Annotated in this window: 13 protein-coding genes; 9 read left to right on the plus strand and 4 right to left on the minus strand. The window is 66.8% G+C overall.

Annotated features, from left to right (window positions below; translation table 11 throughout):
• Window positions 1-66: 66 nt before the first annotated feature.
• The gene (locus tag BM193_RS00155; RefSeq protein WP_092794157.1) at window positions 67-1,515 is read right to left on the minus strand and encodes a M20/M25/M40 family metallo-hydrolase; all 1,449 of its coding nucleotides are present in this window, start codon (window positions 1,513-1,515) and stop codon (window positions 67-69) included.
• A 173-nt stretch (window positions 1,516-1,688) separates the two neighbouring features.
• On the opposite strand from BM193_RS00155, the gene BM193_RS00160 reads away from it, so the two are divergent.
• The 3 genes from BM193_RS00160 to BM193_RS00170 all read left to right on the plus strand — a co-directional run bounded on the left by BM193_RS00160 (window position 1,689) and on the right by BM193_RS00170 (window position 3,860).
• The gene (locus tag BM193_RS00160; RefSeq protein ID WP_092794160.1) at window positions 1,689-2,219 is read left to right on the plus strand and encodes a GNAT family N-acetyltransferase; all 531 of its coding nucleotides are present in this window, start codon (window positions 1,689-1,691) and stop codon (window positions 2,217-2,219) included.
• 120 nt (window positions 2,220-2,339) lie between these two features.
• Window positions 2,340-2,780, plus strand: coding sequence for a glycine zipper 2TM domain-containing protein (locus BM193_RS00165; protein WP_092794163.1), 441 nt, complete (start codon window positions 2,340-2,342; stop codon window positions 2,778-2,780).
• A 150-nt stretch (window positions 2,781-2,930) separates the two neighbouring features.
• The gene (locus BM193_RS00170) at window positions 2,931-3,860 is read left to right on the plus strand and encodes a PP2C family protein-serine/threonine phosphatase (protein WP_092794167.1); all 930 of its coding nucleotides are present in this window, start codon (window positions 2,931-2,933) and stop codon (window positions 3,858-3,860) included.
• A gap of 1 nt (window position 3,861) precedes the next feature.
• Here BM193_RS00170 and BM193_RS00175 read toward each other — a convergent pair whose 3' ends face one another.
• Entirely contained in the window at window positions 3,862-4,281 is a 420-nt protein-coding gene (locus BM193_RS00175; RefSeq protein ID WP_092794170.1) for a DUF2177 family protein, read from the minus strand.
• A 153-nt stretch (window positions 4,282-4,434) separates the two neighbouring features.
• Between BM193_RS00175 and BM193_RS00180 the strand changes: the two genes are divergently transcribed.
• The 6 genes from BM193_RS00180 (at window position 4,435) to BM193_RS00205 (ending at window position 12,335) form a co-directional block, all read left to right on the plus strand.
• Window positions 4,435-5,286 (plus strand): class I SAM-dependent methyltransferase, encoded by an 852-nt coding sequence (locus BM193_RS00180; RefSeq protein WP_092794172.1) that lies wholly within the window; start codon window positions 4,435-4,437, stop codon window positions 5,284-5,286.
• A 216-nt stretch (window positions 5,287-5,502) separates the two neighbouring features.
• Window positions 5,503-7,116 (plus strand): FHA domain-containing protein, encoded by a 1,614-nt coding sequence (locus tag BM193_RS00185; protein ID WP_254785742.1) that lies wholly within the window; start codon window positions 5,503-5,505, stop codon window positions 7,114-7,116.
• A gap of 442 nt (window positions 7,117-7,558) precedes the next feature.
• The gene (locus BM193_RS00190; RefSeq protein ID WP_092794175.1) at window positions 7,559-8,158 is read left to right on the plus strand and encodes a metal-dependent hydrolase; all 600 of its coding nucleotides are present in this window, start codon (window positions 7,559-7,561) and stop codon (window positions 8,156-8,158) included.
• Window positions 8,159-8,266: 108 nt separating this feature from the next.
• Complete coding sequence (locus tag BM193_RS00195) at window positions 8,267-8,776, plus strand: sigma-70 family RNA polymerase sigma factor (RefSeq protein ID WP_175533105.1); 510 nt, start codon at window positions 8,267-8,269, stop codon at window positions 8,774-8,776.
• Window positions 8,752-9,741 (plus strand): FecR domain-containing protein, encoded by a 990-nt coding sequence (locus tag BM193_RS00200; RefSeq protein WP_092794177.1) that lies wholly within the window; start codon window positions 8,752-8,754, stop codon window positions 9,739-9,741. The genes BM193_RS00195 and BM193_RS00200 overlap by 25 nt, the downstream gene beginning before the upstream one ends.
• 116 nt (window positions 9,742-9,857) lie before the next feature.
• Window positions 9,858-12,335, plus strand: coding sequence for a TonB-dependent siderophore receptor (locus tag BM193_RS00205; protein WP_092794179.1), 2,478 nt, complete (start codon window positions 9,858-9,860; stop codon window positions 12,333-12,335).
• 7 nt (window positions 12,336-12,342) lie between these two features.
• On the opposite strand, the gene BM193_RS00210 is transcribed toward BM193_RS00205, so the two are convergent.
• Both BM193_RS00210 and BM193_RS00215 read right to left on the minus strand, forming a co-directional pair.
• Window positions 12,343-13,230, minus strand: coding sequence for a pirin family protein (locus tag BM193_RS00210; RefSeq protein WP_092794181.1), 888 nt, complete (start codon window positions 13,228-13,230; stop codon window positions 12,343-12,345).
• Window positions 13,227-13,625 (minus strand): OsmC family protein, encoded by a 399-nt coding sequence (locus BM193_RS00215; RefSeq protein WP_092794184.1) that lies wholly within the window; start codon window positions 13,623-13,625, stop codon window positions 13,227-13,229. The genes BM193_RS00210 and BM193_RS00215 overlap by 4 nt, the downstream gene beginning before the upstream one ends.
• Between the last annotated feature and the right edge of the window lie 23 nt (window positions 13,626-13,648).

The raw sequence follows: 13,648 nt of genomic DNA on the forward strand, positions 1-13,648 counted from the left end.
CGCTGGATTGATGTTGTCGGGAGAGTGCGGACCGCGCCGGCAAGGCAGCGGCCCGCACTGCGCGGATTACTCGCCCTGCTCCGGCGCGCGGCCGATCTCGCCGTCGATATTGGCCAGGAACCAGGCCAGCGACGACATCAGCGCCACATTGCGCTTGAGGTTTTCAGGATCGACCTTGTCCAGCGTGTCGGCCGCCGTGTGGTGGTAATGAAAATAACTGTGGCTGTCGACCAGCGGCTCGAAGCTGGGTACGCCCGCCGATTCCAGGCGGTGCAAGTCGCCCGTGCCCAGCGCGTCGCGGCGCGTGAACGCGTGCGCGCCCATCGGCTGCAGGGCGGCGAGCAAAGGCGCAAACAGTTTTTCCGCTTTCGGCCCCACGCTGGCCTTGATGCCGAACGGCCGGCCGGCGCCGCTGTCCATCTCGATGGCGGCGTACTGCCTGGCCAGCGCCTGCCGGTTGGCGTCAAAATAGGCTTGCCCGCCACGCCCGCCGTTTTCCTCGTTCATCCAGGCGATCACGCGGATGGTGCGGCGCGGATGGAAATCGAGCTTTTTCAGGGTTTCCACCACGCCCATGGCCGCCACCACGCCGGCGCCGTCATCGTGCGCGCCCGTCGCCAGGTCCCAGGAATCGAGGTGGCCCGAGACCACCACCACTTCGTCGGCCTTGTCCGTGCCCGGCCAGTCGGCGATGACGTTGTAGCTGTCGGCGTCGGGCAGGTTTTGCGGCGTCAGGGTCAGGTGCATTTTCAGCGGGCCGCGCGCGGCCAGGCGGCCGATCAGCAAGGCGTCTTCGACGGTGACGGCGGCGGCCGGAATGCGCTTGTTCGCCTCCAGGCCGGTGGCGCCGGCGTGCGGAATGCGGAAGTCCGCGCCGCCGATGGAGCGCACCAGCGCGGCGGCCGCGCCCAGTTCCGCCGCCGCTTTCGGCCCGTTGAAGCGGAAGCGCGAGCCCTGGCCATAGGTGACGCCGGCCAGGCCGCGCTCGGCCATCTCCTGGTCGAACGGCGTGTCGATCAGCACGATGGCGCCCTTCACTTCCGCGGCGCGGGCCGTGAGTTCCTCGAAGCTTTTCACCACGATGACAGGCGCCGTCAGGCCGGCGGCGGGCGTGGCGCCGGAGCCGCCGAGGGCCGTGAGCACCACGCGCTGGCTGACGCCTTGCGGGCGGCCCGCATAGTCGACGATTTCCGCCGTTTCCACGCCGCGCACCCAGTGCGGCACTTTCACGGGCTGCAAGGTGACTGTCGCGCCCAGCTGGCGCATGCTGTCGGCCACCTGCTGCACGGCGGCCGCCGCGCCGGCCGAGCCGGACAGGCGCGGCCCGATCAAGTCCGTCATGTCGGCCAGGCGCGCATACGCCCAGTCGCTGTGCAGCGCCGTGTCGCGCACCTGCGCCAGCGCCTGCGCGGTGTTGCCCGGCGCGCCGGCAAAGGCGCCGGCGCTGACGAGGCAGCCAAGGGCGAGGGATACAGCGGAACGGCGCAGTGGCGCGCCAGTCAAAACGGTCATCATAGGGTTCCAGTTCCAGTCAGCAGAAAATACGTTTCCGCCATGCTCAAGGGCAAGGCGCAGCTTTCTACGATAGCGCATTTATTCTGTCATTGCAGCAACTTTTACCATGCGCGCATTGCAGCACCAGGCCGCGTGAATTACCATGCAAGCTGCACCCACCACTGGATACCGCCATGCTCAAGGGAACTCTGTGTACCGTCCGGCATTTGCTGGCCGCCGACCTGAACAACTATCTCGCGCTGGTCAATGACCTGCCCTCGCGCGGCGAATTCTTTTCCATGCAGTTCAAGTCGCCCGAAGCGATGCGGCGCGAATTCATGCAGACGGGCCTGGTCACGGAAGACAGCGAGCTGTTCCTGATCGAAGACCACCACCAGAACATCATCGGTACCATCACGCATTTCAAGAGCCGCACGCCGGCCTCGCGCGAGATCGGCTACCGCCTGTTCGATCGCCAGCGAGGCGGGCGCGGCTATACGAGCGAAGCGACGCGGCTGCTGGTCGACTACCTGTTCAACGCCTACCCGTACCACCGCCTGGAATTGCTGATGGACCCGCACAACACGGCGTCCGAACGCATCGCGCAAAAGAACGGGTTTACGCAGGAAGGGCTGCTGCGCCAGGCCTTCTTCATCAATGGCAGCATGCGCGACGTCAAAATGTACAGCCTGCTACGGCCGGAATGGCAGGCGCGCGCGCGCTGACTTGTTACCGCCTTGGCCTGAATGTAATAAGTTGTATTAGACGTGGATCAAGCGCCAGGCAGCGGATATAGTCCAGTTCATGCAGATCACTGTGATCTCGCCGGAATGGAAGGAAATGCCATGTTGAACAAGAAACTCCTGGGTGCGGTAATGGTAGCGGCAGTGGCGGTGTCTTCGGCCGCAGTCGCCGGCGACCGCGACTTCAATACCGTTGCGGGCGCCGTAGTCGGGGCGGCCATTGGCAACAGCACTGGCGGCCGTAACGGCGCGATCGTCGGTGGCGTCATCGGCGCCGCCGTCGGCAACAGCATCAATACGAATGACCGCTATTACGACCGTGGCGGCTATCGCGGCGGTTACCGCGAAACGTATTACGCGCCAGCGCCACAGCCCGTGTACTACGCGCCTGCGCCGCAACCCGTGTATTACGCGCCGCCTCCGCGCTACTACGGCCCGCCTGCCGTCGTCTACGTGCAACCGGGCCGCGGCTACTACCGCGACCACGGCCGCCGCGATTATTACGACCGCGGCCACGGCCACGGCTGGGGTCATCGCCGCTAAGCCATGCCTTGCACCACAAAAAACCTGCGCCAGCCTGCTGCCGCAGGTTTTTTTGCCAGATAGGCAAGCTTTCATCCACGCATACGCGTTGAAATCGGCTAAGCTGCGTTCTATGATCAACACTCTTGGCCGCCTGGACCGCAGCAACCGATGCATCTAATCAAAAACGAGCTCGATTTCGGCCCCTGGCTCGATGCCGCCGCTGGCAGCAGCGTGGGCGCCGGCGCGCTGCCACGGCGTGAAAACCAGGATAATTTGCTGTTGATCGATGCCAGTGGACATGCCGTGTGCCTGTCGCGGCAGGCGCCCTTGCATGCCCGGGTAGCGGGCTGGCCGCCTGGCCACGTGCGCGCCGCCGTGCTCGACGGCATGGGCGGCCACGGCAACGGGCGTGAAGCGGCAGAAGCGGCCGTGCAAGGCTTGCTGGCCATCCCCGCCTGCATTGACACGGCCAGCCTGTCGGCGCACCTCGATGCATTGCATGGCCGCCTGCAAGCCAGTTTCGCCAGGGCGACACCGGCGGCCGCGCGCCCGCCCGGCACCACGTTGACCCTGCTGGAAGTGCCGCCAGGACAGGCACCGCTGCTGTACCACGTCGGTGATTCCCGCCTGTATGAAGTGGTGGACGGCGCCGCCAGCATCCTCACCGTCGATCACGTGCCGGCCACCGTGTACGCCATGCGCGGCGCACTGGACGAAGCACAGTGGCGCGCCAGCGTGCATGGCGCACACCATCCGCAAATCTCGCAGGCGTTTATCCTGGGCAACGCCATCAGCGACTCCCAGCAGCTCGCCAAGCCGCTACGCGCGCTCGATGCGGGCAATCTGCCGCCCTTCCTCGCCCACCTGGGCGACCGCCGCGTGCTGTCCCTGCGGCGCGGCGCCCATTATGTGCTGGCCAGCGATGGCTTCTGGGCGTGCACCGACCCGCTGGCCCTCGTGGCCCGCTGGCCTGCATTGTGCGCAGGCAAGACCGCCGCGCAAGCCGTCACCGCCCTGTTCGATGATTTTCACGCCAACCCGCCCGCAGGGCTGCACAGCGACAACATCACGGCGGTGGTCCTGCGCTTCCCGCCGTGAGTCATCTGCCGGCGCGGCTGGCCGCCAGATAGCCCGCCGTGGCCGCCAAGCTCGACAGCACGGCGCCCCAGGCCATGTCGATCACCGTCAAGGCCGCCGGCCAGGCTTCCAAGGTCGCATAGTTGCTCAAATCATAGGTGCCATATGCAACCAGGCCCAGCAGGGCGCCCAATGCCGCCGCCGTGCGGCCGCGGCGCGCCCGCAAGCCGGGCAGGATGGCAAATACCAGCAGACCCAGCATATACAGCAGATAGAACAGCACCGCCGGCGTCCACCTGGGCTGTTCGGCCAGCAAGGAAGCCAACGCGGCGGCATACACGGGCCGCATCAGGACACCCAGCCACAGCGCATCGACGGCCAGGAATACGCTGAGGGCGGCGCCATACGCAATGGCAAGCTGGAGCGGGCGTTGGGCAGGCATGGCATCCTCCGGGTGTGCGGCAAGGTGGCGGGAACGGCTGGCTCAGCATAAAGCAAAAAGCCGCCAGTGTTGCATCCTCCACATAAAAATGAACCACCGCCACGCCGCGCGGTCTGATGGAACATTAGCTTGCATCACGATGAGGAGAACGCCATGAGCGATCCTGTTTCCCCTGCGCCGGCGCGGCCCCCTGGCGCGCCCGACTATGCCGCCATCAAGCAGCGCCAGCAGGCCGGCTGGGCCAGCGGCGACTTCGCCGTCATCGGCGTCACCCTGCAACTGGTGGGCGAATCGCTGGCCGAGGCGGCCGACATCCGCGCCCAGGAAGACGTTATCGATATAGCGGCAGGCAATGGCAACGCCACCCTGGCGGCGGCGCGCCGTTTTGCCCGCGTGGTTTCCACCGATTACGTGCCAGCCCTGCTGGAAAAAGGCCGCGCGCGCGCCGAGGCGGAGGGCCTGGCCGTGACCTTCCAGGTGGCGGACGCGGAAGCGCTGCCGTTCCCCGACGCCAGCTTTGACGCCGCCCTGTCCACTTTTGGCGTGATGTTCGCGCCCGACCACCGGCGCGCCGCCGCCGAAATGCTGCGCGTGCTGCGGCCAGGCGGGCGCATCGGCATGGCCAACTGGACGCCGGAAGGCTTTGTCGGACAACTGTTCCAGACCCTGGGCAAACACGTGCCGCCGCCAGCCGGCCTCGTCTCGCCAGGCCGCTGGGGCGAGCAAGCCTACCTGCGCGACCTGTTCGGCCCCGGCGTGGAGCAGATCCATGCCCAGCGCAAGTTCTTCAACTTCCGCTACGCCTCCGCCGACCACTGGCTGCACGTCTTCCGCGACTATTACGGCCCCGTGCACAAGGCCTTCGGCGCGCTGGACGCGGCTGGCGCCGCAGCGCTGGAGCAGGATGTGCGCGCCCTGCTCGATCGCTCGAATACGGCGGGCCCGCACTCGCTGGTGGTGCCGGGAGAATATCTGGAAGTGATCGTCAACAAACGGCAGGCGTAAGGAAAGATGGCAAAATAACATATCCGAAAGGATATAAAGTGTGATTTTGAGCAATTGTTTCCATGGCATGTATGGCCAAGTGTGACCTGCGGCATGAATTCGCACAAAAAGAGCGTTTTCGGCAGCCGCAAAAGTTGCCAGACGGGCGTAAAAGCGCGTAAGCTCTCATGTATAACAGAGGGCAAAATGTCCCCGCTCGATTCGAGTCAGAATGTCATGAAAAAATGCAGCAACCCGGAGCACCCGCACTGTACGTTCTGGGTCTTGCCTGGGGAAAGCGTCTGCGCGGCCAAGCATCCGCAAGCGACGATTGCTCCCAGCAGCTACGACCTGTTGACCGCACTGCGCAGCGCCCGTTCCGAGCCATCGGCAACGGCGCCTCCGCACGCCCCTGCTGCTGACACTGTGATTGCCCCTGCCACCATCGCGCTCCCTGCGACGGCACCAGCCGTCAGCGCCCCCATGGCGCAGGCCGCCATGCCGGCGCGGGCGCCGACCAGCACGGCAGCGGCCGTTCCCGCATTGCCTGGCCGTCCTGCCTACCAGCCTGTGCAGGCCCATCTGCACATCAGCGGTTTCGACCCGCGCGCGGCAGGCGGGCGGCAAACCCTGAAAATGGAATTGCGCGGCATGGGCGCCGCCTGCGCGCCGCAGCTGACCTTGCGCCTGCGCTCGGACCTGATCCCGCGCGGCGCCGTGCAGCATGATTTCGTGCGCACGACGCGCGGCGACTGGCGCCCCGTGTTTGTCGAATTTTCCTCTCGCAACAAGGAGCACGGGCAATACCAGATCGAGGTGGAAGTGCACAGCCACGTCGATGGGGCCGTGGCGCAGAAATGGGTCTGCACGTTTGTCATCCTGGTGCCGCGCTGCGACGCCACCCTGACGGAAATCCACCAGATTTTCCTCAGCACGCATAAAAACGTGCGCGTGATGGCCGATGACGCGTCGATTGCCCGCGTGACGGGCGGCGATGGCTGCAATCTCGACGTGACGGCGCGCAATGCCGGCATCGCCCACGTGGACTTGTCTGCACCGCAAGGCAAGATCGACATGGGCTTTACCACCATCGCCTGGGACGAGGAATTGATCGAGGTCGACCTGCCCGCCGCCAGCCACTGCCACCCGCACCCCAGCCACGCCGCCTGCCTCGTGAATGCGGCGCCGGAAGCGGGTGAACAGCGCCAGATCCGCCTGTTTGCGCTGGAAGAGTGCCTGCTGGGCCGTTTCGAACTGGTCGACCCGGAAGCCGATGTGCTGCTCAGCCATTTCAGTCCCGATGGCCAGGACAACAACGGCTTGACGCGCCGCCTGTCGGGCCGCCACGCCATCATCCGGCGCAGCGCGCAAGGCTTTGAAATCGAGGATGTGTCGCGCTATGGCCTGCTGCTCGACGGCGTCTGGCCCGGCAAGCACAAGCCTGTCGCCCTGCGCCTGGGCATGCGCATCGAATTATCCGCCAGCATCAAGGGCATCGTCGTGCTCAGCGTCACGGCCCTGCTCGCGCATGGCGTGATCCTGCACCGCATCGACCACGGCGCCCGCGCCGAATGCTTTTACCTGCTGCTGCCCGAAGCGCGGCCCGCGCCGGCTGGCCATGCGGCCACGCCGCAGGCCGCCGCGCTGCCCGTGCTGTTCCATCGCAATGGCGGCTTCTGGCACCTGGACGCAGCCAGCGGCAAGGAAACGGCGCTGGCGCCCGCCACGTCGCTCGATAAGCTCAGCGGCTTCGCGCGGCACAACCGTTTCGCCAGCGATCCCTATCCGGAATGCTGGATCATCCGCACCGAAGGCGCGGCGCTGTGCGACAGCGGCGTGCTGACCGCCTGACCGCCTGGCCAGCCTTCGGCCCCTGCGACACCGGCGTCTGGAACCTGGCGGTGCAAGGCGGCCTTGACCCCTTTCGCACACTAGCGCGGCACGAGCACGAGAAAAATCATCGACAAGCCGAGTATGAACACCGCTTCCAGCGTAAACACGATGGCGGGAATCTGCAATTCGCGCGGGATTTTCATGGCGATACCTCCTCAAATCCATGGGCTGTTTTCAGCATAGCGCGTCGCGCGCCGAATACATTATCAGCCACACAAGATACTTGACCGCCCGGCATCGCCTGCCGAGTTCGCTATCGCCCCGTCCCGGACACATAATTTAACAAATATGTGACATATATTCTGCAATATCCTCGCCTCCCGCCCTTGCATACTGTATATTCATCCAGTTAATATCCCTGACGTTTCACAAAGCGCCTGCGTGGCGTTTTACATTTCCTATGGCTTCCAATAAAGCGCATCATGCGACCGGTTGGGCCGCCGGCGTGATCGCCGCGGCCCTGGTCGCGCACGCTGGCGCCGGCGGCCCCTATCAAGTGCTGAGCATGCTCGCCTTTGTCATGGGCGCGCTGGGCGGCACGGCGCCGGACTGGCTGGAAGTGGCCTGGTGGGCGCGCACGCACCGCTTGTGGATCACGCACCGCACGTGGACCCACTGGGGCCTCGCCTGGATCGCCCTGCTCGTCTACACCTGGATGCAATTGCCGCATCACCTGTGGGCGCCGCCCCTGTTCGGCTTTGCGGCGGGCGGCATCATGCACTTGCTGGCCGACTGGCCCAACCCGCTGGGCGTGCCGTGGATCTTCCGCCGCCATTCCTTGCGCTGGTGGAAAAGCGGCCGCCACGACATCATCGTCATCCTCGCCGCCTGGCTGGCCGCCACGGTGGTGGCCGACCACGTGTTTTTCGACGGCGTCCACTGGCGCCGCAGCGTGCTGGCGCTGGAGGGCCTGCTGCACTGGTCCGGCGCGGCCCTGGGGCAAGCCTGGGCGGATCTGCAACAGTGGCAGGAGCGCTGGCGCCTGGGCGACCGACAGTAATTGACGCCGCCCGCATGGCGATGTGATAATGAGTATCATTCTCAATCGCCCAGCCAGCCGGCACCGCATGTTCCGTCAGCCCAGCCCATCCCTTGCCTGGAGTCCGCAGTGAGCACCGTCAGTCCCATCCATGCCGCCCACCTGAGCACCCTGTACAGCGAGCACCATGGCTGGCTATTTGGCTGGCTGCGCGGCAAGCTGGGCAACCGGGCCGAGGCGGCCGACCTGGCGCAGGACACCTTCCTGCGCCTGCTGGGCAAGCGCGAGGCGGCGCCCCTGCGCGAGCCGCGCGGCTACCTGGCGACGATCGCGCGCGGCCTGCTGATCGACCGCTACCGCCGCCAGGCGCTGGAGCAAGCCTACCTGGAAGCGCTGGCGCAGCAAACCGAGCCGACGACGATCTGCGCCGAAACGCATGCCATCATCATCGAAACCCTGCTTGCCATCGACCGCCTGCTCGACCGCCTGGGCGCGCGCACGCGGACCATCTTCCTGCTGGCGCAGATCGAGGAACTCAGTTACGTGGACATCAGCCGGCGCCTGGGCGTCTCCCTGCCGACCGTCAAAAAGCACCTGGTGCGGGCCTACACGGAATGCCTGATGCTGGCGGCCGCCTGATGTTCGGCGCCGCCACCTCACCTTCCCCCCCCATCGCCCGCAAGGTGCTGGCCGCCGCCGCCCACTGGCACGTGGAAGTCCAGTGCGGCAGCGCCGACCCGGCCGCCGTGCAGGCCTGGCGCGATGCCAGCGCCGAGCATGAACGGGCCTGGGACCTGCTGCAGCGCATGCATGGCCAGCTGGCCACGCTACCACCCTCGCTGGCGCTGCCCGCGCTGCAGGCGGCGCAGCAGCGCCGTCGCGCGGCCGCCAAGATCCTCGCCATGCTGGTGGCGGCCGGCGGCGGCATCGCGCTGGGCCAGGCGGGCGTGCGCTCCACGCCGTGGCAGGCGTGGACGGCGACGCTGCGCACGGCGCCGGGCCAGCGCCGCCGCGTGGCGCTGGCCGACGGCGGCAGCATGGACATGAACACGGACAGCGCCGCCGATGTCGACTACGGCGCCACGCGCCGCATCCGCCTGCACCAGGGCGAAATCATGCTCACCACGGCACCCGATCCGCGTGCCTTCCTCGTCGACACCGCGCATGGCGTGATTCGCGCGCTGGGCACGCGCTTTGCCGTGCGCTGCGACGACGATGGCAGCACCGTCAGCGTCTTCGAGCACGCGGTGGAGGTGCGCTGCGCGGCGCGCCCTGACGCCGTGCGGCGCCTGCAAGCGGGCCAGCAGCTGCGCTTCACGGCACATGGCGCCGATGACGCGCGAGCGCTGCCCGCGCACCAGGACAGCTGGCTGCGCGGCATGCTGGTGGCCGCCGACTGGCCGTTGCAACAACTCGTCACCGAACTGGCGCGCTACCGGCGCGGACGCCTCGCCTGCGACGCCGCCGTGGCGCGCCGCCCCGTCACGGGTACCTATCGCCTCGACGATATCGACGCCGTGCTGGAAAGCCTGTGCGCCTCGCATGGACTGCAAGTGACGTACTTCACGCGCTACTGGGCCACCGTGTCGGCGCGGTCAACGTAATTATTTTCAGTTTTTTTGCGCCAGGGGTTGGTGTTTCGGCGTGCTGCTTCGGCTTGATCAGTAAGAAGCCGATTCACAAGCCATTTTCCTATCCCCTCTGAGCAGAAAGACCGAGCATGCAGCCGACCACCCCCGTCCTCCATCCCGCCGCGCGCGCCATCCGCCTGGCCCTCCTCGCCATGGCGTGCGCCGCCCCCGCCGCCTTTGTCGCCGCGCCGGCGCTGGCACAACACCAGGCCGCCGCTTCCAGCGCGGCGCCGCAAGCCTACGCCATTGCGGCCGCTCCGCTGGCCACCGCGCTCAACGACTTCGCCGTCGCCGCCGGCGTCAGCCTGTCGACCGATCCCGCGCAAACGCGGGGCTTGCGTTCGCCCGGCGTGCGCGGCAGCTTTGGCGTGGCGCAGGGTTTTGCCCAGGTACTGGCCGGCAGCGGCCTCGAAGCGGTGCAGCTGCCCAACGGCGCGTACGTGCTGCGCCAGGCGGCGCCTGCCACCTCGCAAGCGGAAGACAAGGTCATGGCCCCCGTGGTGGTGAACGCCAGCATGGAGCGCGACCCCGTCAGTGAACACAGCAACTCGTATGCGGCGCGCGCCGTCACCATCGGCAAGGGCGTGCAAACCCTGCGCGAGATTCCGCTATCGGTCAGCGTCGTCACGCGCCAGAAGATGGATGACCAGAACCTCAACACCATCGACGCCGTGCTGGCCAACACCACGGGCATCACCATGTACGACAGCCCGATGGGCGGACGCTATGTGTATTCGCGCGGCTTCATGGTGGAAACCTACCAGTTCGACGGCGTGAACCGCGCGATGTACTACCCGCAGGCGAACAGCTTTACCAGCAACACGGCCATGCTGGACCGCGTGGAAATCGTGCGCGGCGCCACCGGCCTGCTGCAGGGCACGGGCTCGCCCGGCGCGGCCATCAACATGGTGCGCAAGCGCCCGCAGGCGGAAAAGCAGGTCCAGCTGGCACTGGGCGCCGGCCGCTGGAACGACGTGCGCGGCGAGGTGGACGTCACCGGCCCCTTGAACGCATCGGGCAGCATCCGCGGCCGCGCCGTGGCCGCGCATGAGCAGCGCGACTATTTTTATGACGTGGCCGACAGCCGCACCGACGTGCTGTACGGCGTGCTGGAATTCGACCTGGCGCCGGGCAGCAAGCTGACGACGGGCGCCAGCCATGAACAACTGAAGTCGACGCCGTTCTTTTCCGGCATGCCGCGCTACCGCGATGGCAGCGACCCGCACCTGCCCCGCTCGACCTTCCTGGGCGCCGACTGGAACCGCTGGGACAGCCGCCAGACGGCCGTCTTCGCCGAATTCGAGCACCGCTTCGACGCCGACTGGCTGTTCAAGGCCAGCGCCAACTACACGCGCGAGCGGCATGACGTGAAATACATGTTCAGCCAGGGCGCGATCGATCCCGCCACCCTGGCCGGCATGATGATGTATGGCGGCGTGTTCGACTACGGCAGCACCAACAAGGGCATCGACCTGTCGCTCGACGGCACATTCAACGCCTTCGGCCGGCGCCACGGCTTCAGCGCCGGCGTCAGCACCAACCGCCTGGAAAGCGACAGCGATTTCAGCCTGGCGTTGCTGCAGCTGCCGAACAACCCGCTGCAGCCGAACCACGGCGTGGCCGAACCGAGCGACGCCTGGTTCCGCGAGCACAGCTACCGGGGCGACCCCAGCGTGACAAAAATGACGCAGACGGGCGCCTACGGCGTGGCGCGTTTCAGCGTCAGCGATCCGCTCACCGTGGTGGCCGGCGCGCGCGTGTCGAACTACAAATGGAGCAGCGTGTACCGCGACACGGGCGAGGTGTATATCGACCCCTACCGCGAAAATGGCATCGTCACGCCGTATGGCGGCGTGATCTACGCATTCGACCCGCGCTGGTCCGGCTATGCGAGCATCTCGGACATCTTCCAGCCGCAAAACCAGCGCACGGCCGATGGCGCCCTGCTCGAGCCGCTCAAGGGCCGCAACCTGGAAGCGGGCGTGAAGGGGGAACTGTTCGACGGCAAGGTCAATGCCTCGCTGGCGCTGTTCCGCATCGAGCAGCGCAACCGCGCGGAACTCGACCTGGTGAGCACCTGCTCGAGCGGCACCGAGTGCTATTTCTCGACCGGCAAGGTGCGCAGCGAAGGCGTCGATGCGGAAATCAGCGGCGAGGTGGCGGCGGGCTGGCAGCTGTTCGCCGGCTACACCTTGAACAATTTCAAATACCTGGACCAGACGTCGAGCGCGGGCGTGATGTTTGCCAGCACCTACTCGCCGCGCCACATGCTGCGCGCGTGGAGCGACTACCGCCTGCCCGGCAGCTTGCGGCAGTGGAGCGTGGGCGGCGGCGTGAATTTCCAGACCGAGAGTTCGCGCGTGACGCAGGCCATCACGGTGGCGCAGGGCGCGTATGCCTTGTGGAGCGCGCGCGCCGCCTACCAGATCGACCGCAACTGGACGGCGTCGCTGTCCGTGACGAACCTGCTCGACAAGCGCTACTACCAGACGGTGGGCGCGCCTGCCTGGGGCAATTTCTATGGCGAGCCGCGCAAGGCGCAACTGACCTTGCGCGCGCGTTTCTAGGAGGGGCTCAGCTTGCCGGGCGCAACGGCGCCTTCGGCAGCGGGATGAATTCCGTCTCGCCCGGCACCTGGCCCATGCGCTGGGCGCTCCAGTCGTCGGCCGCCTGCGCCAGGCGCTCCTTGCTGGACGAGACGAAGTTCCAGAACAGATAGCGGTGGCCATCGAGCGGCGCGCCGCCGATCACCACGAACTGCGCCGGGCCGCCGCCTGCCGTCACCACCGGCACGCTGCCTGCCTCGATCAAGGCCATGGTGTGCGGCACGAGCGCCGCGCCGTCGACCGATACCTCTCCGCTGACCGGATAGATCGCCGCTTCCGGCGGCAAGCCTTCCAGCCGCAACTCGCGCCCCGCCTGCAGCGCCACGTCCAGGTACAGCGTGGGCATGTAGGTGCGCACGGGCGACGTCCGGCCAAACGCCGTGCCGATCAACACTTTCACGACGGCGCCATCGAGCGGCACGACGGGAATGTCGGCCTGCGGCGTGTGCGTGAAACTCGGCTCGTCTTCCTCGTGCGCCTTCGGCAGCGCGGCCCACAGCTGCAAGCCGTGCGTGCGGTGCGGCTGTCCCGCCAGGTCGTGCGGCGTGCGTTCCGAATGCACGATGCCGCGCCCGGCCGTCATCCAGTTGATGGCGCCCGGTTCGATGCGCTGGTACGAGCCGATGCTGTCGCGGTGGTCGATGGCGCCCTCGAACAGATAGGTGACGGTGGCCAGGCCGATATGCGGATGCGGGCGCACGTCGTGGTTGGCGTCGGGCGCCACGTCGATGGGGCCGAAATGGTCGAAGAAGATGAAGGGGCCGACGGCCTGCTTCACGGCCGAAGGCAGCAGGCGCCGCACGACGAAGCCGCCACCGAGGTCCTTTTCGTGGCTTTTCAGGATGGCCGCGCTCATGCCAGCACCGTCGTCACTTCGGTGGTCACTGCCGTCATCAATTTATGCAGCGGGCATTTGCCGGCGGCGGCCAGCAATTCCTCGCGCTGCGCATCCGTCAGCTCGCCCGTCAGGTGCAAGGTGGCGGCCAGGCGGTACACGCCCTTGCGCTCTTCGCTGGCGTCGCGTTCGGTCGACACTTCCACGTGTTCCAGCGGGATGCCCTTGTGTTTGGCGTACCAGACGACGGTGAGGGCCTTGCAGGCCGACAGGGCCGCGTCGTACAGGTCATGCGGCGAGGGACCGGAATCGCCGCCCCCTTCGGCCACCGATGCGTCGGCGGAAAGGATGTGATCGCGCACGTGCACGATGTGGCGCATGGGTTGCGACTGGTCGCGGATGGCTGTGATGGTCATGGCGTTCCTTGGTGCGTTTGGAA

This window comes from Janthinobacterium sp. 344 (assembly GCF_900112025.1).
In the GTDB taxonomy this organism is placed as follows: domain Bacteria; phylum Pseudomonadota; class Gammaproteobacteria; order Burkholderiales; family Burkholderiaceae_D; genus Janthinobacterium.

What these genes read in the sequence shown, in the direction of transcription:
- BM193_RS00155 (WP_092794157.1), bottom strand. Translation starts at nt 1,515, where the DNA reads ATGATGACCGTTTTGACTGGCGCGCCACTGCGCCGTTCCGCTGTATCC.
- BM193_RS00160 (WP_092794160.1), top strand. Translation starts at nt 1,689, where the DNA reads ATGCTCAAGGGAACTCTGTGTACCGTCCGGCATTTGCTGGCCGCCGAC.
- BM193_RS00165 (WP_092794163.1), top strand. Translation starts at nt 2,340, where the DNA reads ATGTTGAACAAGAAACTCCTGGGTGCGGTAATGGTAGCGGCAGTGGCG.
- BM193_RS00170 (WP_092794167.1), top strand. Translation starts at nt 2,931, where the DNA reads ATGCATCTAATCAAAAACGAGCTCGATTTCGGCCCCTGGCTCGATGCC.
- BM193_RS00175 (WP_092794170.1), bottom strand. Translation starts at nt 4,281, where the DNA reads ATGCCTGCCCAACGCCCGCTCCAGCTTGCCATTGCGTATGGCGCCGCC.
- BM193_RS00180 (WP_092794172.1), top strand. Translation starts at nt 4,435, where the DNA reads ATGAGCGATCCTGTTTCCCCTGCGCCGGCGCGGCCCCCTGGCGCGCCC.
- BM193_RS00185 (WP_254785742.1), top strand. Translation starts at nt 5,503, where the DNA reads ATGAAAAAATGCAGCAACCCGGAGCACCCGCACTGTACGTTCTGGGTC.
- BM193_RS00190 (WP_092794175.1), top strand. Translation starts at nt 7,559, where the DNA reads ATGGCTTCCAATAAAGCGCATCATGCGACCGGTTGGGCCGCCGGCGTG.
- BM193_RS00200 (WP_092794177.1), top strand. Translation starts at nt 8,752, where the DNA reads ATGCCTGATGCTGGCGGCCGCCTGATGTTCGGCGCCGCCACCTCACCT.
- BM193_RS00205 (WP_092794179.1), top strand. Translation starts at nt 9,858, where the DNA reads ATGCAGCCGACCACCCCCGTCCTCCATCCCGCCGCGCGCGCCATCCGC.
- BM193_RS00210 (WP_092794181.1), bottom strand. Translation starts at nt 13,230, where the DNA reads ATGAGCGCGGCCATCCTGAAAAGCCACGAAAAGGACCTCGGTGGCGGC.
- BM193_RS00215 (WP_092794184.1), bottom strand. Translation starts at nt 13,625, where the DNA reads ATGACCATCACAGCCATCCGCGACCAGTCGCAACCCATGCGCCACATC.